Below are 20,888 nucleotides of genomic sequence, written 5' to 3'. Positions count from 1 at the left end.
ACTGCGCACTCCCGGAAATCAAGAGGATCCCGATGTCGCTCCGTAGCACCTTGTTCAGTGTGGCCCTGGCCACGGCGGCCACCGCTGCCCTGGCCCAGACCCCTTCCGCCCCGATGACCATCGTGGTGCCCTACCCTGCGGGCGGCCCTCTTGACACCTCGGCCCGCATCATCGCGGAAGGCGCCGCTGCGCAACTGGGCGCCATCAAGGTGGAGAACAAGCCCGGCGCCGGCGGCGGTACCGGCGCCGACCTGGTGGCCAAGTCACCGGCCGGCAGCAACCAGTTGCTGATGGGCGCCGTGGCCACCCACGCAGTGAACCCCTGGCTGTACAAGAACTTCCCGTACAACGCTATCAAGGACTTCAAGCCCATCGCACTTGTGGCCCGCACACCCAACGTGCTGGTCGTGAACGCGGAGCAGGCAGCCAAGCTGGGCATCAAGACCACGCCCGACCTGGTGCAATACCTCAAAAAGAACCCCGACCAGGCCAAGTACGGTTCGGGCGGCAACGGCAGCATCGGCCACATCTCGGCCGAGATGTTCAAGTCGCTCACCAACACCAAGATGGGCCACACGCCCTTCCAGGGGTCAAACCCGGCGCTGGCAGCGCTGCAGTCTGGCCAGGTGTTGATGGTGTTCGACAACCTCGCGTCGGCGCTGCCGCACATCCGCTCGGGCAAGCTGCACGCGCTGGGCGTGACCACCCTGAGCCGCAGCGACGCACTGCCGCAGGTGCCCAGCATCAACGATGCCGTGCAGGGCTTCAACGTCTCGACCTGGTTCGGGCTGTTCGCACCGGCATCGCTGCCGCAGGCGGATGCGCAGCGCTACGCGGCGGCCTTCACGGCCGCCATGCAGTCGGCGGCCGGCAAGGAGAAGTTCAAGCAGATGGGCATCACCCCCGAGGAACTCACGCTGGACGGGTTCGCGCAGTTCGTGCGCTCGGAAAACAGCAAGTACGAGTTCCTGATCCGGGCCGCGAAGATCAAGATCGAATAGTCAGTCCTTGCCGATCTCGGCCAGGCAGGCGGCCATCACCTCGGGGTGCAATGCCAGTTGCACATGCGCCAGGCCATTGAGGAAGCGGTTGTCCGCCCCCACCAGGGCCGCAGTGCTGGCCGGGAAGACGATGTTGTCGCAGTTGGAGTACCAGCAGGTGAAGCGCTGCGCCCGCCCCTGCGGCTCCACGCTCAGCAGGCCCTTCACCCAGTCGCCCGCCAGGCTCATCTGGCGGCCATTGACAGCGCGGCTGAAGCGCCCAAGCCAGGTGCCGCCGTGTGGCGTACCCAGGGTCAGGATGCGGTGCACGCGCGCATCGGCCGCATGCGCACGCAGCCAGGCACGCACGGCGAGCCCACCCATGCTGTGGCACAGCAGCACCGGCGCCATGCCGGTGGCAGCCGTCACGCGCAGCACGGCGTCCTCGATGATCGCGGCATACTCGTCGATGGAACCCATCACCGGCTCCAGGTTCACCGCCACATGGGCATGGCCCTGTGCCCGAAGCGGCGCGTGCCAGGGCAGCCACAGTCCCCGGTTGCACATGAAACCATGCACCAGCACCACGCCGCGGCGGCCTGTAGGCCGCTCGGGCAGCCAGTCCCCCACCGCCTGGTGGAGAAACGGCTGACGCCAGCAGAACACCACCAGAGACACCCATATCTCGGCCCACCAGGCGCCGACCACCTGGGACAGGCGCGCCCGTGGCGCGGCGTCGTGCCGGTTGAGCCGGTGCATGAGCACGAACTCGATGGCCATCACCAGCCAGAACAAGGCCAGGGGCAACAGCGCACCGGCCAGCGCCCGCACGGGGGATTGTGGCCACTGCCAGGCCAACCAGGCGGCTTCAGCCAGCGCAAGAATCAGAAGGAGGATTTTTTGCCCGTGCGCAATCATGATTTGAATGGAGTTGTTTCCCGTCAACGACGCTGTGCAAGACCATTTTGAACAGGTTCTAATGGCATCGCTGCATTGTGCGGCCTCAGGAGACGGACCTATGGACGCGGCCCAGACCATCCGCGACAGCATTGCCGATGTCAACGCGCTGCGCCTGCACCGCACGGGGGATGCCCCCCTGGGTGCGGTGGTGGCCACCGTCAAAACGCTGCAGGCGCGCCGCTTTGCCGGCACCTATGCCGACCTGATGGCCTCGCCCGCCTTCGGCCCCGCAGCGCGCTTCTTTCTGGAGGAGCTCTACAGCGACAAGGACTACACGGCCCGCGACCAGCAGTTTGCCCGCATCGCGGGGACGCTGCAGACCATGTTTCCCCGCCCCGTGGTGGACACCGCCGTGGCGCTGGCCGTGCTGCATGCCCAGACCGAGAACCTGGACCAGGACATGGGCCGCGCCTGGCTGCAGGCCGATGCGGCCGCGCCCGAAGCCCCCCGCTATGCCGCCGCATGGCGCGCCGTGGGCCAGCGCACCGGACGCCAGCAGCAACTGGCGCGGGTGCTGGCCATGGGGCGCGACCTGGCGCGCCTGACCCGCACGCCCGGCCTTCGCACCATGCTGCGCATGATGCGCGGGCCTGCCACGGCAGCCGGCATGGGCGCCTTGCAGCAGTTCCTGGAAGCCGGGTTCGACACCTTCGGCCAGCTGGCACGCCAGCGCGGCGCGGTCGAGCAGTTCCTGGCCACCATAGAGCAGCGCGAGCAGGCACTGATGCACCTGCTGTTCGACGGTGATGCTGTCACCTCGGGGACCGAACTGGCCCGCACCCTAGGACAAGCCCGGTAGCTGATTGTCCCCTCGCGCTTTGACAATCTGTGCCCAACACTTACTGGCGAGCAAGGAAAAGCGCATGGAAAAGATCTGGCTCAAGAGCTACCCCCCGGGCGTCCCGCATGACGTGAAGCCCGAGCAATACCGCTCTGTGGCCCATATGCTGGAGGAGTCCTTCCGCAAGAACGCATCGAGCCCCTTCTCGGTCTGCATGGACCAGTGGATGTCCTACGGCGAGCTCGATCGCCTGTCCGGCGCCATGGGCGCCTACCTGCAGGGCCTGGGGCTTGAGCCCGGGGCCCGTGTGGCCATCATGCTGCCCAACGTGCCCCAGTTCGGCGTGACCATGGCCGCCGTGCTGCGCGCCGGCTACACCTGCGTGAACGTGAATCCCCTGTACACGGCGCGCGAGCTGCAGCACCAGCTCAAGGACTCGGGCGCCACAGCCATCGTGATCCTGGAGAATTTTGCCCACACGCTGGCCGAGGTGATCGACAACACGGCCGTGAAGCATGTGGTCATGGCCTCCATGGGCGACCTGCTCGGCCTGTGGTTCGGCCGCTGGATCACTTTTGCCGTGCGCCACCTGGCCAAGATGGTGCCGGCCTACGAGCTGCCGCTGACCAACGGCCGCAAGGTGGTCCCGTTCAAAAAGGCACTCGCCCTGGGCGAGCGCCGCACGCTGGCGCCCAGCCAGGCCACGCTCGACTCCATCGCCTTCCTGCAGTACACGGGCGGCACCACCGGGCTGTCCAAGGGCGCGGTGCTCACCCACCGCTGCATCGTCGCCGCCACGCTACAGGCCGAGGCCTGGTTCACCCCGGCCCTGTCCAAGGTGGGCGACCTCAGCCGCGCCAACAGCATTGCCGCGCTGCCGCTGTACCATATCTTCGCGCTCACGCTGTGCCTGCTGGCCATCCGCCAGGGCTCCAGCCTGACGCTGATCCCGAACCCGCGCGACATCCCCAAGTTCGTGGCCGAACTCAAAAAGCGCCCCTTCCACATGCTGCCTGCCGTGAACACCCTGTTCAACGCGCTGCTGCAGAACCCGCAGTTCCGCACACTCGACTTCTCGCACCTGTGCGTGTCGCAGGCGGGGGGCATGGCCGCATCGGAAGGCACGGCCAAGCAGTGGCAAAAGCTCACGGGCAGCACCATGATCGAAGGCTGGGGCATGAGCGAGACCTGCGCCATCGGCACCAACAACCCGGTGACCAACACCGAGTTCAGCGGCAGCATCGGCTTGCCGCTGCCGGGCATCGACATCGCCATCAAGGACGACGCGGGCAACAGCCTGGCGCAGGGTGAGTCGGGCGAAATCTGCATCCGCGGCCCCAATGTGATGACCGGCTACTACAACCAGCCCGAGGAGAACGCCAAGGCCTTCACGGCCGACGGCTTCATGCGCACGGGCGACATCGGCATCATGGACGAGCGCGGCTACACGCGCATCATCGACCGCAAGAAGGACATGATCCTGGTCAGCGGCTTCAACGTCTTTCCCAATGAGCTGGAGCAGGTCGTCTCGCTGTGCCCCGGCGTGGTGGAGTGCGCAGCCATCGGAATCCCCGACGAGAAGCAGGGCGAGGCGATCAAGATCTTCGTGATCAAGAGCGACCCGGCGCTGAGCGAGGAAGACGTGGCCCGCTTCTGCCAGGAGAACCTGACCGGCTACAAGCGCCCCAAGTACATCGAGTTCCGCGACGAACTGCCCAAGAGCAATGTGGGCAAGATCCTGCGGCGCGAGCTGCGCGCCCCCACGGCATAGCACCTCGGCCGGCGCTGGCCACCCCATTTTCCAGGGCGCTTCGGCGCCCTTTTTTTCTGCTCCCCGGTATGCCCAGTGGATGCGTCCCGAGGCACCTCGGCTGCGCTGAGCGCATCGCACCATTTAGGGTAATCCCCGATTAGCAATCGTTTGCGCAAACGATTGCGGACGCTATGATCGCCGGGCGACACAGCACTGGCTTGGTACGCCACCGGGGCTCTCGCGCAATTTCGCGCGGCTTTTCGGTGGCCGTGCCTTGCCCACCATTCCAACAGGAGACACCATGCAGTTCACCCGCCGTTCCGTTCAGACCGCCGCCGCCATCGCCGTGCTCGGCGGCATGCTTGCCAGCCCCGTCTGGGCGCAGGACAAGCCCAAGATCGCCCTGGTCATGAAGTCGCTGGCCAACGAGTTCTTCCGCACCATGGAAGACGGTGCCAAGGCGCACCAGAAGGCCCACGCCAGCGAGTACATGCTGGTGGCCAACGGCATCAAGAACGAGACCGACACGGCTGCCCAGATCAAGATGATCGAGCAGGCCGTGGCCCAGAAGGTCAGCGCCATCGTGCTCGCCCCGGCCGACTCCAAGGCCCTGGTGCCAGCCGTCAAGGCCGCCGTGGACAAGGGCATCATCGTGGTCAACATCGACAACCGCCTGGACGGCGATGCCTTGAAGGAAAAGAACCTCACCGTGCCCTTCGTCGGCCCGGACAACCGCGCCGGCGCCAGGCTGGTGGGCGAGCACCTGGCCAAGTCGCTCAAGTCGGGCGACAAGGTGGGCATCATCGAAGGCGTGTCGACCACCTTCAACGCGCAGCAGCGCACCCTGGGCTACAAGGACGCCATGCAGGCCGCCGGCATCACCGTGGTGGGCGTGCAATCGGGCCAGTGGGAGATCGAGAAGGGCAACACCGTGGCCGCCGGCATGCTGCGCGAGCACCCTGACCTCAAGGCCCTCTTGGCCGGCAACGACAGCATGGCGCTGGGCGTGGTGGCGGCCGTCAAGGCCGCCGGCAAGGCCGGCAAGGTGCAGGTGGTGGGCTACGACAACATCGGCGCCATCAAGCCCATGCTGGCCGATGGCCGCGTGCTGGCCACTGCCGACCAGTACGCCGCCAAGCAGGCCGTGTTCGGCATCGAGCTGGCGCAAAAGGCGATTGCCGCCAAGACCCCCCAGTCCCAGTTGCCCGCCGAGGTGAAGACCGACGTGGTGCTGGTCACCAAGGGCAGCAAGTAAACGGCCCTTACCAGCCGCTGACGATATGAACAGACCTGCCTCCCAAGCCCCTGCCGCGCCGCTGCTGTGCATCGACGCAGTGGGCAAGGACTACACCGCCACCGTGCTCGACGGCATCACGCTCGCGCTCAACGCCGGCGAGGTGCTGGCGCTCACGGGGGAGAACGGTGCGGGCAAGAGCACCCTGTCCAAGATCGTCTGCGGGCTGGAATCGGCCACGCGCGGCGGCATGCGCCTGGCCGGCGAGACCTACGCCCCCGCCTCGCGCCGCGAGGCCGAGCGCCTGGGCGTGCGCATGGTGATGCAGGAGCTGGGCCTGGTGCCCACGCTCACCGTGGCCGAGAACCTGCTCATGGGCCGCCTGCCGCACCGCGCGGGCTGGCTGCGGCGCGATGCGCTGCACACGGCGGCGCGCGCGCAACTGGCCAAGATCGGCCTGGACAGTATCGACCCCGCCACGCCCGTGTCGCAGCTGGGCATAGGCCAGCAGCAGATGGTGGAGATCGCGCGCAACCTGCAGGACGACACGCGCATCCTGGTGCTCGACGAGCCCACAGCCATGCTCACCCCGCGCGAGACCACCTACCTGTTCGACCAGATCGCACGGCTGACGGCGCGCGGTGTGGCCATCGTCTACGTATCGCACCGCCTGGAAGAGCTGCGCCGCATTGCCGACCGCGTGGCCGTGCTGCGCGACGGCCGCCTGGTGGACGCGCGCCCCATGGCCGGCATGAGCGAGGACGACCTGGTGCAGCGCATGGTGGGCCGCTCCGTCAGCGACCTGGAGCACCGCCCGCGCCGCACGGCGGGGCCCGTGGTGCTGAGCGCCCAGGCCATCGGCCGGGGCACGGCAGTGCAGGACGTAAGCCTGGAGCTGCGCGCTGGCGAGGTGTTAGGCATTGCGGGCCTGGTGGGCTCGGGCCGCACCGAGCTCGTGCGGCTGCTGTTCGGCGCAGACCGTGCCGACCGGGGCAGCGTCACCCTGCACCCTGATCCCGACACCGCGGCAGGCGCCGCGCCGCGCGTACTGCAACGCGGCTTTGCCTCACCGATGCAGGCCATTGCGGCCGGCGTGGGCCTGGTCACCGAGGACCGCAAGTCCCAGGGCCTGCTGCTCGGCCAGTCCATCCGCATCAACGCCACGCTGTCCGATCTGTCCACCATCTCCCGCGCGGGCTGGCTGCAGCGCGCCAGGGAAAACCGCCTGGTGCAGGGCTTCGTCCAGACGCTGGGCATCCGCTGCCGCAGCCCCGAACAACCCGTGGGCACGCTCTCGGGCGGCAACCAGCAGAAGGTGGTGTTCGCACGCTGGCTGCACCGCGAAGGCCGGGTGCTGCTGCTCGACGAACCCACGCGCGGCGTGGACGTGGGCGCGCGCGCCGAACTCTATGGCGAGCTGGACCGCATGGCCGCCAATGGGCGCGCCCTGCTCGTGGTCTCGTCCGACCTGCGCGAGCTGATGGCCATGGCCGACCGCATCGGCGTGATGAGCGCCGGCCGCCTGGTGGCCGTGTTCGAGCGCGGGCAGTGGTCCGAGCAATCGCTGCTGGCCGCTGCCTTCTCCGAGCCCGGTGGCCGCCAAGCCCCTGGCCATTCTTCCCCTTCCACTCCCGCCACCGCATGAACGCCCCCGCATCCCCTGCCGCTGTTGCAGCGCCCCGTCCCACGCCCGCCTGGCGCAGCCAGCTGGGCACCTACCTCGGGCTGCTGGCCGTGCTGGCGGGCATGGTGGCGCTGTTCTCCACCCTTTCCGACTACTTCTGGAGCGTGGAGACCTTCGTCACCATCGCCAACGAGATCCCGGCGCTGGCCGTGATGGCCGTGGGCATGACCTTCGTGCTGATCATCGCCGGCATTGACCTGTCGGTGGGCTCGGTGATGGCGCTGGCTGCCGCCACCTCGGCCGCCGCCATCGTGCAGTGGAAGTGGAGCGTGCCTGCCGCCGCCCTGCTGGCGCTGGCCACGGGGCTGATCTGCGGCACGGTCACCGGGGCTGTCTCGGTGGCCTGGCGCCTGCCGTCCTTCATCGTCTCGCTGGGCATGCTCGAAGCCGTGCGCGGCGGTGCCTACGTGGTGACCGATTCGCGCACGCAGTACGTGGGCGATGCGATCTCATGGCTGTCCGCGCCGATGTTGGGCGGCATCTCGGTGGCCTTTCTGATCGCGCTGGCGCTGGTGGTGGTGGCGCAGCTGGTGCTCACGCGCACGGTGTTCGGCCGCTGTGTCGTCGGCATCGGCACCAATGAAGAGGCCATGCGCCTGGCCGGGGTGGACCCTCGGCCCATCCGCGTCATCGTGTTTGCCGTGACCGGCCTGCTCGCGGGCCTGGCCGGGCTGATGCAGTCGGCACGCCTGGAGGCGGCCGACCCGAATGCCGGCACGGGCATGGAGCTGCAGGTGATCGCCGCCGTGGTGATCGGCGGCACCAGCCTGATGGGCGGGCGCGGCTCGGTGGTGAACACCGCCTTCGGCGTGCTGATCATTGCGGTGCTGGAGGCCGGCCTGGCGCAGGTGGGAGCCAGCGAGCCGAGCAAGCGCATCATCACGGGGGTGGTGATCGTCGCGGCGGTCATCGTGGACACCTTGCGCCAGCGGCGCGCGGCGGCCTGAACCATCCATCCCCCCACGAATTCCCTGTCCCACCATTTTCTCCATGGCTACTATCAAGGACGTTGCGCGGCATGCCGACGTATCGGTCACCACGGTGTCCCACGTGGTCAACGGCACGCGCCACGTGAGCCCCGAGGGGCGCGAGCGCGTTGAAAAAGCCATCCGCGCCCTGGGCTACGTGCCCAGCGCCATCGCCCGCAGCCTCAAGAGCAACAACACGCGCACGCTGGGCATGCTGATCCCCAACAGTTCCAACCCCTACTTCGCCGAGATCGTGCACGCGGTGGAAGACCGGTGCTTCGGCGCGGGCTACAACCTCATCCTGTGCAACACCAATGACGAGGCGCACCGCCAGGGCAGCTACCTGCAGGTGCTGGCCGAGCGGCGCATCGACGGGCTGATCGTCGTCTCCACCGGGCACGACGCCACGCTGCCCACGCAGCTGGCTGGCCTGTCCATCCCCACCGTGCTGGTGGACCGCGAGATCGAACTGGCCGAGCAGCAGCCCTGCGACCTGGTGGAAACCGCCCACATGCAGGGCGGCCTGCTGGCCACGCGCCACCTGCTGTCGCTGGGCCACCGGCGCATCGCCTGCATCGGCGGGCCCGAGGGCATTGCGCCCAGCGAGCAGCGCATCGCCGGCTGGCGCGCCGCGCTGGCCGATGCCGGCTGCGGCACGGGCGAAGGCCTGCTGTGGCAAGGCAACTTCACCAGCCAGGGAGGCTACGAGGCAATGCATGCCGTGCTGCGCGCACAGCAGCCGCCCACCGCCGTGTTCGTCTGCAACGACCTGATGGCCATGGGCGCGCTGTGCGCAGCGCACGAGCGCGACCTGCGCGTGCCCGAGGCCCTGTCCATCGTGGGCTTCGACGACATCGAGCTCGCCGCGTTCACCAGCCCGCCGCTGACCACTGTGGCCCAGCCCAAGCAGCGCATCGGCGCGCTGGCGGTGGACATGCTGCTCGAGCGCATCGACGGCAAGCGCCAGGATGCGCGCAAGGTCATGCTGCAGCCGGAACTGCGCGTACGTGCCTCCACAGCACAGGTCCAGCCATGACGGCCGCGACAAGGCACGGCGCGCCCACCATCGCCGTGGTGGGCAGCCTCAACATGGACCTGGTCCTGCAGGTCGCCGCCGCCCCCGGCCCCGGCGAGACGGTGCTGGCCCAGGCACTGCACCTGGTGCCCGGCGGCAAGGGCGGCAACCAGGCCGTGGCCTGCGCACGCCAGGGCGCCAGGGTGCATCTGTTCGGCCGCGTGGGCGGCGATGCCTACGGGCATACGCTGCGCACCAGCCTGGCACAGGACGGCATCGATCACAGCGGCGTGCAGACCGACCCCACAGAGACCACAGGTGTGGCGGCCATCACCGTGGAAGCCACCGGGCAGAACCGCATCGTCGTGGTACCCGGCGCCAACGGCCGCTTCGAACTCGACACGCAGGCCCTCGGTGCCGTGCTGGCCCAGGCCCACAGCCTGGTGCTGCAGTTCGAGACCCCCCTGACCCAGGTAATGGCCGCCGCGCAGCAGGCGTTTGCCGCCGGCTGCCGCGTGTTGCTCAACCCCTCGCCCATCCAGCGCCTGCCCGAGGGCCTGTGGCCTCTGGTGCACACGCTGGTGGTCAATGAGGTGGAAGCAGCGGCTTTGGCAGGCACTGCCGTGGAAACCGTGGCCGACGCCGCCATGGCCGCACAGACGCTGCGCGGCCTGGGGCCGGCGCAGGTGGTGGTCACGCTCGGTGCCGCCGGCGCCGTGGCCGCCGACACCCTGGGCAGCACGCACCACCCCGGAATGGCCGTGAAGGCCGTGGACACCACCGCCGCAGGCGACACCTTCCTTGGCGCACTGGCCGTTGCACTGGCGCGCGGCGAGCCGCTGAACGCCGCCGTGCGGGATGGCATTCGCGCGGCCGCACTGTGCGTGACGCAGGCGGGGGCCCAGCCCTCCATCCCCACCCGGGCCGCCGTGGCGGCAAGCCCGCAACCACCCGACTGGATCCCGCTGTGAAACGCACCACCTTGCTGCACGCCGAACTCTCCCACGCCATCGCCTGCCTGGGCCATGGCGACATGCTGGTGATCGGCGACGTGGGCCTGCCGATCCCGCCCGGCCCCCGGCGCATCGATCTGGCGCTGACGCCGGGCATCCCGGCGGTGGCCGACGTGTTGCAGGCTGTGCTGTCCGAAATGCAGGTCGAACGCGCCTTGATCGCCAGTGAGGCCGTGGAGCGTGCCGCAGGGGCACTGCCCGGCTGGTGCAACTTGCCTGTGGCGCCCGAGGCAGTGCCGCACGAAGAATTCAAGCGCCTGTGCCGCGAGGCCCGCGTGATGGTGCGCACAGGGGAATGCACGCCCTATGCGAACGTGATCCTGTGCGCCGGTGTGACGTTCTGATGCAATCTGCCCGGTAACGCACGGGTTTTGGATAACCCGGCAGACGCTTGCGCTGGGTTAGGCTGACAGATCGCAGCAGCGGGCCACCCGCTGCGCCACGCCATCTGCCAGTCCCCTCCTGATGCCCACGCCAGCCTCTGCCGCGCCCTTTCTGCCCCCTGAAATCGCCGTGCTGGAACGCGGCTGGCTATCGGCCAACAACATCCTGTTCATCGGCCACTACGACACCGCCGTGGTGGACACCGGCTACTGCAGCCATGCCGAGCAGACCGTGGCACTGGTGCAGGCGGCCCTGGGCGGCAGGCCGCTGGACCGGGTGCTCAACACCCACCTGCACAGCGATCACTGCGGCGGCAACGCCGCACTGCAAAAAACCTGGCCGCGGGTGCTCACGTCCATCCCCCCCGGGCAGGCCCGCCACGTGCGCCAGTGGGACGCCTACGCGCTGAGCTACACGCCCACCGGCCAGCAATGCCCGCCGTTCCGTGCCGACACACTGCTGGATCCCGGCTCCTGCGTGCTGCTGGGCGACCGCACCTGGCAAGTGCATGCGGCACCGGGGCACGACACGCATTCCGTCGTGCTGTTCGAACCACGCGATGCGATCCTGATCTCGGCCGACGCGCTGTGGGAGAACGGCTTCGGCGTGGTCTTCCCCGAACTCGAAGGCGAGGATGCCTTCGCCCAGGTGGGTGCCACGCTGGACCTGATCGAGCGCCTGGAGCCGCGCACGGTGATTCCGGGCCACGGCCCGGTGTTTGCCGATGCACCGCGCGCCATCGAGGGCGCACGCCGCCGCCTGGATGGTTTCGTGCGCAACCCGCACAAGCATGCGCTCTACGCCGCCAAGGTGCTGCTCAAGTACAAGCTGCTCGAGTGGCAGCAGATCAGCCTGGCCGACCTCACGGCCTGGACGCTGGCCACGCCGTACTTCGGCATGCTGCATGCGCGCCATTTTGGCGACCAGGGCCAGGACGACTGGCTGCAGGGCCTGATGGACGACCTGGTGCGCTCAGGCGCAGCCGTGCGCCGGGGCGAGTTGCTGCACAACGCCTGAAATAGACGCCCTGGGTCACGTCGCACCCCGTTGCCTTTGCCAGAGGAAGCGGATTTTCAACCCCTTCTGGGCCCCCTGCGCGTCACGCTGTTGCTGCATCGCCACATTTTTCGGCCATCTTCAGGTGCCGTCAAGGCTGGATGCAGCCATGTGTAACCGCCATCAAATGATAATTGTTATCATTTGATATTCCTGCAAGCCATCGGTACGTTCGGCTGCGCGGGTTCTCAGCCAGCCACCGTCGACCGACATTGCCACGCCGCATTCTCCGCGTGCCTGTTGTTCCTGCAGCCAGCCAAGTTCCGGTTTCTCACTCCTACGGATACTTTCATGGCGCATAACACCACCTACATCAAGAGCCGCAAACACCCCGTCGGCATGGCAGCTACGGCCGCCCTCGTGGCCCTGGGCATGCCCGCCCAGGCACAGACCGCTGCCAGCAGCGGCACGCTGCAGGAAGTCAAGGTCGAATCGGCCGCCGACAACTACAAGGCCAATGCCGTCTCCTCGCCCAAGTTCACCCAGCCGCTGCTGGACACGCCCCAGACCATCTCGGTGGTCAAGGAGCAGGTGCTGCGCGAGCAGGCCGCCTCGACCCTGACCGAAGCCCTGCGCAACACCCCCGGCGCCGGCACCTTCTATCTCGGAGAGAACGGCAACACCAGCATCGGCGACGCGATCTACATGCGCGGCTTCGACAGCTCCAGCAGCATCTTCGTGGACGGCGTGCGCGACCTGGGATCGGTCTCGCGCGACGTGTTCAACATCCAGCAGGTCGAAGTGGTCAAGGGCCCGGCCGGCACAGACACCGGCCGCACCTCCCCCACCGGTGCCATCAACCTGGTGAGCAAGCAGCCCACGCTGGAAAACAGCTTCGGCGCATCGCTGGGCGCAGGCAGCGCCTCGTACAAGCGTGGCACGGTGGACTGGAACAAGGCCCTGGAGGCCTACCCGGGTGCCGCCTTCCGCCTGAACGTGATGAGCGAGGACTCCGGCGTTGCCGGGCGCGACCTGGTCAAGAACAAGCGCTGGGGCATTGCGCCGTCGCTGGCCCTGGGCCTGAACTCGCCCACGCGCGTGTTCCTGAACTACCTGCACGTCAACCAGGACAACGTGCCCGACGGCGGGGTGCCCACCATCGGCCTGCCCGGCTACACCTCGCCGGACGCCCTGGCACTGGCCAACCGCCGCACCTTTCTGAACACTGCAGGGCGCGTGGATTCGAGCAACTTCTACGGCACCACCTCGGACTTCGCGAAGGTGGAGATGGACATGGTCACGGCGCGCATCGAGCATGACTTTGCCTCGGGCACGAAACTGCGCAACACCACGCGCTTCGGCCGCACGCACAACGACTACCGCCTGACGGCCTTCATGGGCGGCGGCTTCCCTGCCACGGGGGCGCTCACGGCGGCCTCGGCCCTGCTGGCCACGCCCAACCCGAACGATCCCTCCACCTGGACTGTGACGCGCAACCTGCCGACCAACGTCAACCAGACCAACAAGATCGCCATCAACCAGACCAGCCTGACCACCACGGTCAACACCGGTTCGGTGCAGCACGACCTCGCAGCAGGCCTGGAACTCTCGCGCGAAGAGCAGAGCAACCTGGGCTACTACGGCCAGGGCTTTGCCAGTGTGGGCACCACGTACGCGCCCGCAGGCTCCATGCCAGCGGCCAACCTGTACAACCCCAATCCGAACGTGACCGGCTTCAACCGCATCGCCAACGGCGCGTGGTCCAAGGGCGTGACCAACACCGTGGCGGCCTACCTGTTCGACACGGCCAAGCTGTCGCCGCAGTGGCAGATCACGGGCGGCCTGCGCGTGGACCGGTTCAAGACCGACTTCGACGCCGTGACGCAAGGCGCGCTGCCGGCCGGCGTGCTCACACCGTCGTCGATCAGCCTGTCCGACACGCTGATCGGCGCCAAGGTCGGCGTGGTCTACAAGCCAGCCACGAACGGCAGCGTGTATGCGCTGTACGCCACGTCGGCACAACCCCCGGGCGGCACCAACAACCAGCTGAGCGCAGCGGCCAACAACGCGGCCAACCCCAAGTTCGACCCGCAGAAGGCCAAGACCATCGAGGTCGGCACCAAGTGGGACGTGCTGGGCGGTCGTCTCGCCCTGGCCGGCGCGCTGTACCGCACCGATGTCACCAACGACATCGAAACGGACCCCACCAACGCCGCCAACTTCGTGCAGACCGGCAAGAAGCGCGTGCAGGGCATCGAGTTGACCGCCATCGGCGCGATCACCAACGACTGGTCCCTGAGCGCGGGCTACACCACCATGGACACCAAGGTGCTCAGCGGTGTGCCCAAAACGGCCGACGGGAGCACGGCCCTGGCCTACACGCCCAAGAACGCCTTCACGCTGTGGTCCACCTACCGCCTGCCCTTCGGCCTGACGGTGGGCGGCGGCGCGCGCTATGCCGGCAAGCTGCTGCGCGGCACCGACGGCGCCGTGGGCACTCCCGCCTACACCGAGGCCTACTGGGTGTTCGATGCCATGGCCTCCTACCGCATCAACAAGAACCTGGACGTCCAACTCAACGTGTACAACCTGGCCGACAAGGACTATGTGGCGGCCATCAACAAGAGCGGCTACCGCTACACGCCGGGCATCCCCCGCTCGGCACGCCTGACGGCCAACTTCACGTTCTGATCGAACGCAAGATGGCAGCCTGAAAAGCTGCCTACCATCAAGGCCCCGGCAATCCTGGGGCCTTCCCATTTTTGGAGACCTATCGCGATGATGCTGCACATCCCCAACGTCCTCACGCCCGAGCAGGTGCGCGCCATGCGCGCGGCCATCGATGCCGCCGACTGGGTGGACGGCCGGGGCACCGTGGGCGCGCAAGGGGCGCAGGTCAAAAACAACCGGCAGTTGCCCGAAAACTCCCCCGTTGCGCTGGAGCAGGGGCGCGCCGTGCTGCAGGCGCTGGCCGTGCATCCGATGTATTTCGGTGCGGCGCTGCCGCTGCGCACCGTGCCACCGCTGTTCAACCGCTACGCGGGCGGTGAAACCTACGGCCTGCACATCGATGGCGCCGTGCGCCCCCTGCCCCACGGGGCGGCGCTGCGCACCGACCTGTCGTGCACCCTGTTCCTGTGCGAGCCCGATGACTACGAGGGCGGCGAGCTGGTGGTGGTGGACACCTATGGCACGCACGAGGTCAAGCTGCCTGCGGGCGACATGGTCCTCTACCCTTCCACCAGCCTGCACCGCGTAGAGCCGGTCACGCGCGGTGAGCGCGTGTGCTCGTTCTTCTGGGTGCAAAGCCTGGTGCGCGACGATGCGCGCCGCGCCATGCTGTTCGAAATGGACCAGACCATCCAGAAGCTGCGTGCACGCCTGGGCGAGACCGAGGAGACCGTGTCCCTCACCGGGCAGTACCACAACCTGCTGCGCATGTGGTCGGAGGTATGAAGTGAAACAGCCCCTTCGGGGCTGTTTCGGTCAGGGCAGGTCCTTGTTCACTTCGGGGGTCGCTGCATCGCGCGGGCCGATGGTGCCCAGCCGGCCCTTGAGCGACTGCGGCTGGCCGGTGAGCATGGCGGCGTAGTTGGTGGTGTTGGCCAGCACCTTCTTCACGTAGTCACGGGTTTCGCCGAAGGGCACGTTCTCGGCCCAGATGGCGGCATCGAGCACGGGGCCGTTGCGCCAGCTGCGCGGGCGGCCTGGGCCGGCGTTGTAGGCGGCGGCAGCCATGGGCATGGAGCCCGCAAAATCGTCGAGCGCCAGCTTGAGGTAGGCGGTGCCGATGGCGATGTTGGTGTCGCGATCGTTGATCTGGTCGGCGGTGAAGTTGGTCATGCCGATCTTCTTGGCCGTCCAGCGTGCAGTGGCGGGCATCACCTGCATCAGGCCCGAGGCGCCCACGTGCGAGCGCGCATCCATGATGAAGCGGCTTTCCTGGCGGATCAGGCCGTACACATAGGCCGGGTCCAGGCCGATGCCATTGGCGCGCTCCACCACGGCGTTGCGAAACGGCGTGGGAAAGCGCTGGCTGGTCTCGATCAGGCTGCGCGTGCGCTCGCTGGTGTTGATGCAGCGGTCCCAGACCTCGCGGGCGCAGGCGAAATCGGCGGCGGCCAGCAGCTCGCGGTCCGGCATGCCGCCAGGGATGTGCAGGTTGGTGGCGTAGTTCCACTCGCGCACGCCCTCGGTGCGCAGCCCCATGAAGATCGCATACAGCCCCCGGTTGAGCCCGGGGTTGGCGCGCGCAGCCGCCTTTTCCTCGGCCGTGAGCGGCGCAGGTGCTGGCGGCATGGTGATGCGCTGGCCCAGTTCTTCGGTGGCCAGTTGCTCGTAGAAACCGCGCGTGCTGGCGATGCCTTCGAGCAGCTGGCGGGCTTCGGCGCGCTCGGCATCGCTCGGTTTGCCGGCCAGCAGGGAGCGGGCCTTCCAGTACACCCAGGTGCTGTCCTGGCGGCCTTCCTCGCTCATGGCGTCGATGGCCTTGCGCACCACCTTCCACTGGCCGGCACGCAGGGCCGCGCGCACCTTCCAGCCGAGCAGGTCGTCGTTGAGATCGGCGTCCCGGGTGATCTTGGCGAAGTGGCCATTGGCGTCGGACGACAGCTTCTGGGCCAGTTGCTTGCCGATCACCCCCCAGACCCAATTGCGCTCCTCGGGCGAGAGGTGCACGCTCCATTTGTTGTCGAGCTGGGCGGCGGCATTTTCCGGGTCGCCCGAGGCCAGCTTGATGAGGGCCAGCGTCACCAGTTCCTGGCGCACCTGGCCACGGGCCGTGGCACGGCCCGTGAGGTACTTGGTGGAGGCGTCCATCAGCTCCTTGACCTGGGCCACGGCATCGGGGGCGACGATCTCCACCGCGTTGCGCACCACGCGGGGCCGGTTGGCGTCCACCGCGAAGCGGGCCTTGCGCCAGACGTCAAGGGCGCTGAGCTTCTTGTTGGCGTACAGCTGGCTGGCAGCGTGGGTGCAGCCGTCGTCGTTATCGCGCAGGGCATACCAGTTGCGCTTGACGTCCTCGGCCGCAGCCGCCGGCGCGCTGCCCTTGATGTCGTCGATCAAGAGGGCGTAGCAGCGCACCTCGCGGTCGTCGGACATGCGGTAACTGGGGTGCTGCTCGGCAAACTGGGCCCAGTCGCGCCGCTGGCCCAGCAGCAGCAGCCAGTCGTTGCGCATGCGGTCCTCCTGGTAACTGCCGGCATAGCGCTGCATGAAGGACTGGATTTCCGAGGGCGAAGCCTCGGCCAGGCGCAGCCTGAGCTCCCAGTAGGCGGCCCAGGGTTCCAGCACGTGGCCGCGCGCGGCGGGCAACAATTGCTCCAATTTCTTGCGGTCGCCGCGCTTGAACGCCTGCTGCATCTCCAACAGGGTATCGTCGGCCTTGGTTTGCGCCTGGACCAGGGGCGCGGCGGTGGCCAGCACGGCACTGACCAGCAGCGGTGTCAAAATCTGAAGCAATTGCATGGGGGAATTATCTGATGGACAAAGCAGCCCTGCGGCGCGCATTGATAGAAGAACGTCTGAACCTGCCAGATCGCCTACAGCGGGCCGACCTGTTACAACAGGTGATGCGGATCTGGCTCGTGAACCGGCCCGACACGGTGATAGGCGCTTACTGGCCCATCAAGGGCGAATTCGACCCGCTGCCCGCCCTGCACCGCTGGAAGGAAGACGGCGAACTGCTGGACGAGCCCCAGTTGCGCCGCATCGGCCTGCCGGTGGTCAACAAGCAGCACAAGACCCTGACCTTTCACGCCTGGTACCCCGGCTGCCCCATGGAAGAGGATGCCTACAGCATCCCCAAGCCCAAGGACACCGAGGTCATCGTACCCACCCTGCTGTTCGTGCCCTGCGTGGGCTATGCGCCCGGCGGCTACCGGCTGGGCTATGGCGGCGGCTTCTACGACCGTACCCTGGCCACGCTGCAGCCGAAGCCCTTTACCGTGGGCCTGGGGTTCACCAACGGCTACCTGGACGATTTCGAGCCGGAATCGTATGACCTGCCACTGGATGCGATCCTGAATGACAACGGGGCGGTCTGGCCAGCATGATGCCCAGGAGGCTGCGCGGCAGAAGGCATCGAAGCGATACGCTCGACACCGATGATCGCTGGGTAGTACCGACAAGCCAAGGGTAGAACCCTGGGCGCTGGAGTTGATACGCGCCGAGACCGGTTTATCGGGCGTTGCAGCCGATGTTCCTTCTGCCGCGCAGCTACTAGCCCCAATGATGCGCGTTGCGCATCATTGGGGCCCCGTTTTCGCATCGCCGGTTGCCGCGACCCGCGCTAGCATGGCGGGCTTCCCTTCCGGTCTTTTCAACAGGTATCCCATGCCCCAGCTCTACATCGGCAACAAGAACTATTCCTCGTGGTCCATGCGCCCCTGGGTGCTGCTGCGCCAGGCCGGCATAGACTTTGAAGAAATCCGCGTGCGCTTCGACAGTTTCGAAGCCGATTCGGAGTTCAAGCGGGTCATGGGCCCCGTGAGCCCCACCGGCAAGGTGCCGGTGCTGGTGGATGCCGACCTGGTCGTCTGGGACACCCTGGCCATCGCCGAGTACTTGGCCGAAACCCATCCCGACAAGAAGCTCTGGCCTGCCGACGCCAAGGCGCGTGCCCGCGCGCGCAGCGTATGCGCCGAGATGCACAGCGGCTTCACTGCCCTGCGCGGCAACTGCCCCATGAACATCGAGGCCGACCTGGCCGAAACCGGCGCCCTGATCTGGCGCGACAAGGCCGGCGTGCGCGCTGACGTAGCGCGCCTGGTCGAGATGTGGAGCGCCCTGCTGAAGGAGCACGGCGGCCCGCTGTTGTTCGGCGAATTCACCATTGCCGACGCCTACTTCGCCCCGGTGTGCATGCGCCTGCACAGCTACGCCCTGCCCTTGCCGCCGCAGATCGCCGCCTATGTAGAACGCGTGCGCAATCTGCCCGGCGTCAAGGCCTGGATCGACGACGCCCTGGCCGAGAAGGATTTCCTCGACTTCGAGGAGCCCTACCGCCTGCGCCACGTTTGAGGAGAAGCGCATGGCCGTCACCATCTACCTGCGCTACGTGCTCGACACCCGAAAGCTCAAGGAATTCGAGCACTACGGCAAGCTGTGGATCCCGCTGGTCGAGAAATTCGGCGGCCAGCACCATGGCTATTTCATGCCCAGCGAGGGCGCAAACAACATTGCGCTGGCGCTGTTCACCTTCGACAGCCTGGCCTCGTACGAGGTCTACCGCAACCGGTCGATGGAAGATGCCGAATGCCAGGCCGCGTTCCGCTATGCGGAAGAGACGGGTTGCATCGTGAGCTACGAGCGCAGCTTTTTCCGGCCGGTGTTTTCCTAGCGAAACTGCTTGCGCAACAGGGGCCGGTGCCGCGCAATATGCGCCAACTGGGCCTCGGCGATGGTGCCGCCCAGGTTCTCGCCATCGCCATTGAGCACATCGGTGGCATGGCGCATGGCGCGGGCGACCACCTCCTCCTCGCTCACGCCCTGCTGTGCAGCCAGGTCCAGCGCCACACGCTTCATCGCGCGCTGGGACAGCATCCACATGGCCCCGAAGGAATCCCAGGCGGCTGCGGCCTCCTTGAATTTCTCGCGGTCGGCCAGGATTTCGGTAAGCGGCTTTGCCAGGATCTCCTGCAGCTCCTCCACCTTGGCCTGCAGGGCCTCGAACTGCACTTCGCGCTGCAAGGCCTCCGCAGCCGCATTGGCAGCCGCATCGGAAGGGGTGGGCACCGGCACGCTGCCGTCGGGATTGAGCTGGGCGATGGTGAGGGAGGAGGAGATGGACATGGTGCGGGCGTGGGCGAGTGAGGGCGCACTATACGGCGGCGAGGCGGTCACCGCCATGGCAGGCTTCGCTAAACTCGGATCATGCAAATCTACATGGTAGGGGGCGCCGTGCGCGATGCGCTGCTCGGGCGCCCCGTGAACGACCACGACTGGGTGGTGGTGGGCGCCACGCCCGAACAGATGCTGGCAGGTGGCTACCTAGCCGTGGGCCGCGATTTCCCGGTCTTCCTGCACCCCGAGACGCGCGAGGAGTATGCGCTCGCCCGCACCGAGCGCAAGAGCGGGCGCGGCTACCGCGGCTTCGTGGTGGAAAGCTCGCCCGAGGTGACGCTGGAGGAAGACCTCTCGCGCCGCGACCTGACCATCAATGCCATCGCCCAGAACCCCGAAGATCCGGCCACCCTGATCGACCCGTACGGCGGACGCAAGGACCTGCAGGCGCGCCTACTGCGCCATGTGACCGAGGCCTTTCGGGAAGACCCGGTGCGTATCCTGCGGCTGGCGCGTTTTGCGGCGCGCTTCACCGACTTCACAGTGGCGCCCGAGACATTGGAGCTGATGCGCCAGATGGTGAACGAGGGCGAGGCGGACCACCTGGTGCCCGAGCGCGTGTGGCAGGAGCTGGCGCGCGGGCTGATGGAGGCCAAGCCCTCGCGCATGTTCGAGGTGCTGCGCGACTGCGGCGCCTTGCAGGTGCTGCTGCCCGAGGTGGCGCGCCTGTGGGGCGTGCCCCAGCGCGCCGAGCACCATCCCGAGGTGGACACCGGCGTCCACCTGATGATGGTGCTGGACATGGCGGCGCGGCTTGATGCCCCGCTCACCGTGCGCTTTGCCTGCCTGGCGCACGACCTGGGCAAGGGCACGACACCGGCCGATATGCTGCCGCGCCACATCGACCACGAGCGGCGCAGCGCCGAGCTGCTGCACGATGTGGCCGAGCGCCTGCGCGTGCCCGTGGACTGCCGCGAGATCGCCGACGTGGTGGCGCGCGAGCACGGCAACATCCACCGCAGCGGCGAGCTGGGCGCGGCACCGCTGGTGCGCCTGCTGGAGCGCTGCGACGCGCTGCGCAAGCCGGGCCGGCTGCCCGACATTTTGCTGGCCTGCGAGTGCGATGCGCGCGGCCGGCTGGGCATGGAAGAGAACGCCTACCCCCAGCGCCCACGCCTGCTGGCCGTGCTGGCCGCAGCGCAGTCGGTGGTCACGCGCGACATTGCAGCGAAAGCCGCAGCGAAAGGCCTGGCCGGCCCGCAGGTCGGCGACCTGATCCACCAAGCCCGGGTACAAGCCGTGGCGCAGTGGCTTGGAGCCAACCCCGCCTGAGGC

Annotated in this window: 19 protein-coding genes; 16 read left to right on the top strand and 3 right to left on the bottom strand. The window is 67.7% G+C overall.

What is annotated here, in order from left to right:
- Nucleotides 1-32 precede the first annotated feature (32 nt).
- Complete coding sequence (locus QYL93_RS18570) at nucleotides 33-1,001, top strand: tripartite tricarboxylate transporter substrate binding protein (RefSeq protein WP_305745032.1); 969 nt, start codon at nucleotides 33-35, stop codon at nucleotides 999-1,001.
- Here the strand turns inward: QYL93_RS18570 and QYL93_RS18565 are convergent, their stop codons facing one another.
- Entirely contained in the window at nucleotides 1,002-1,898 is an 897-nt protein-coding gene (locus tag QYL93_RS18565; RefSeq protein ID WP_305745031.1) for a triacylglycerol lipase, read from the bottom strand.
- Nucleotides 1,899-1,998: 100 nt separating this feature from the next.
- On the opposite strand from QYL93_RS18565, the gene QYL93_RS18560 reads away from it, so the two are divergent.
- The 11 genes from QYL93_RS18560 to QYL93_RS18510 all read left to right on the top strand — a co-directional run bounded on the left by QYL93_RS18560 (nucleotide 1,999) and on the right by QYL93_RS18510 (nucleotide 15,224).
- Complete coding sequence (locus QYL93_RS18560; protein WP_305745030.1) at nucleotides 1,999-2,739, top strand: hypothetical protein; 741 nt, start codon at nucleotides 1,999-2,001, stop codon at nucleotides 2,737-2,739.
- Between the two features lie 64 nt (nucleotides 2,740-2,803).
- Entirely contained in the window at nucleotides 2,804-4,492 is a 1,689-nt protein-coding gene (locus QYL93_RS18555) for an AMP-binding protein (RefSeq protein ID WP_305745029.1), read from the top strand.
- Between the two features lie 283 nt (nucleotides 4,493-4,775).
- Nucleotides 4,776-5,729, top strand: a complete 954-nt coding sequence (locus QYL93_RS18550) for a sugar ABC transporter substrate-binding protein (RefSeq protein WP_305745028.1) — start codon at nucleotides 4,776-4,778, stop codon at nucleotides 5,727-5,729.
- Nucleotides 5,730-5,754: 25 nt separating this feature from the next.
- Complete coding sequence (locus QYL93_RS18545) at nucleotides 5,755-7,353, top strand: sugar ABC transporter ATP-binding protein (protein ID WP_305745027.1); 1,599 nt, start codon at nucleotides 5,755-5,757, stop codon at nucleotides 7,351-7,353.
- A complete protein-coding gene (locus tag QYL93_RS18540) occupies nucleotides 7,350-8,339 on the top strand; it encodes an ABC transporter permease (RefSeq protein ID WP_305745026.1) in 990 nt (329 codons plus the stop codon). The genes QYL93_RS18545 and QYL93_RS18540 overlap by 4 nt, the downstream gene beginning before the upstream one ends.
- Before the next feature lie 43 nt (nucleotides 8,340-8,382).
- Complete coding sequence (locus QYL93_RS18535) at nucleotides 8,383-9,396, top strand: LacI family DNA-binding transcriptional regulator (protein WP_305745025.1); 1,014 nt, start codon at nucleotides 8,383-8,385, stop codon at nucleotides 9,394-9,396.
- Entirely contained in the window at nucleotides 9,393-10,346 is a 954-nt protein-coding gene (gene rbsK, locus QYL93_RS18530) for a ribokinase (RefSeq protein ID WP_305745024.1), read from the top strand. Before QYL93_RS18535 ends, rbsK begins: the two co-directional genes overlap by 4 nt.
- Nucleotides 10,343-10,732, top strand: a complete 390-nt coding sequence (rbsD, locus tag QYL93_RS18525) for a D-ribose pyranase (protein WP_305745023.1) — start codon at nucleotides 10,343-10,345, stop codon at nucleotides 10,730-10,732. Before rbsK ends, rbsD begins: the two co-directional genes overlap by 4 nt.
- A 121-nt stretch (nucleotides 10,733-10,853) precedes the next feature.
- Nucleotides 10,854-11,789, top strand: a complete 936-nt coding sequence (locus tag QYL93_RS18520) for an MBL fold metallo-hydrolase (RefSeq protein WP_305745022.1) — start codon at nucleotides 10,854-10,856, stop codon at nucleotides 11,787-11,789.
- Nucleotides 11,790-12,119: 330 nt separating this feature from the next.
- Nucleotides 12,120-14,459: a catecholate siderophore receptor Fiu gene (locus QYL93_RS18515; RefSeq protein WP_305745021.1), complete on the top strand. Its 2,340-nt coding sequence runs from the start codon at nucleotides 12,120-12,122 to the stop codon at nucleotides 14,457-14,459.
- Nucleotides 14,460-14,546: 87 nt separating this feature from the next.
- A complete protein-coding gene (locus QYL93_RS18510; protein WP_305745020.1) occupies nucleotides 14,547-15,224 on the top strand; it encodes a Fe2+-dependent dioxygenase in 678 nt (225 codons plus the stop codon).
- A 30-nt stretch (nucleotides 15,225-15,254) separates the two neighbouring features.
- Here QYL93_RS18510 and QYL93_RS18505 read toward each other — a convergent pair whose 3' ends face one another.
- The gene (locus QYL93_RS18505) at nucleotides 15,255-17,237 is read right to left on the bottom strand and encodes a lytic transglycosylase domain-containing protein (protein WP_305745019.1); all 1,983 of its coding nucleotides are present in this window, start codon (nucleotides 17,235-17,237) and stop codon (nucleotides 15,255-15,257) included.
- Nucleotides 17,238-17,251: 14 nt separating this feature from the next.
- Between QYL93_RS18505 and QYL93_RS18500 the strand changes: the two genes are divergently transcribed.
- From QYL93_RS18500 to QYL93_RS18490, 3 genes are all read left to right on the top strand, one after another.
- The gene (locus tag QYL93_RS18500) at nucleotides 17,252-17,824 is read left to right on the top strand and encodes a 5-formyltetrahydrofolate cyclo-ligase (protein ID WP_305745018.1); all 573 of its coding nucleotides are present in this window, start codon (nucleotides 17,252-17,254) and stop codon (nucleotides 17,822-17,824) included.
- Nucleotides 17,825-18,104: 280 nt separating this feature from the next.
- On the top strand, nucleotides 18,105-18,791 hold the full coding sequence (locus QYL93_RS18495; protein WP_305745017.1) for a glutathione S-transferase family protein: 687 nt from the start codon (nucleotides 18,105-18,107) through the stop codon (nucleotides 18,789-18,791).
- Nucleotides 18,792-18,801: 10 nt separating this feature from the next.
- Nucleotides 18,802-19,110 carry an NIPSNAP family protein gene (locus QYL93_RS18490; protein WP_305745016.1) on the top strand — a complete coding sequence of 103 codons (309 nt, stop codon included), beginning with the start codon at nucleotides 18,802-18,804 and terminating at the stop codon, nucleotides 19,108-19,110.
- Here the strand turns inward: QYL93_RS18490 and QYL93_RS18485 are convergent.
- On the bottom strand, nucleotides 19,107-19,562 hold the full coding sequence (locus tag QYL93_RS18485) for a hypothetical protein (protein ID WP_305745015.1): 456 nt from the start codon (nucleotides 19,560-19,562) through the stop codon (nucleotides 19,107-19,109). The two genes, QYL93_RS18490 and QYL93_RS18485, sit on opposite strands and share 4 nt — an antisense overlap.
- An 81-nt stretch (nucleotides 19,563-19,643) precedes the next feature.
- Between QYL93_RS18485 and QYL93_RS18480 the strand changes: the two genes are divergently transcribed.
- Nucleotides 19,644-20,885: a multifunctional CCA addition/repair protein gene (locus QYL93_RS18480; protein WP_305745014.1), complete on the top strand. Its 1,242-nt coding sequence runs from the start codon at nucleotides 19,644-19,646 to the stop codon at nucleotides 20,883-20,885.
- Nucleotides 20,886-20,888: the final 3 nt, after the last annotated feature.

It is taken from the genome of Acidovorax sp. A1169, assembly GCF_030704685.1.
Classification (GTDB): domain Bacteria; phylum Pseudomonadota; class Gammaproteobacteria; order Burkholderiales; family Burkholderiaceae_C; genus Acidovorax.
The sequence above is the reverse complement of the archived record's forward strand: the minus strand, read 5'-3'. Positions and strand labels throughout refer to the sequence as shown.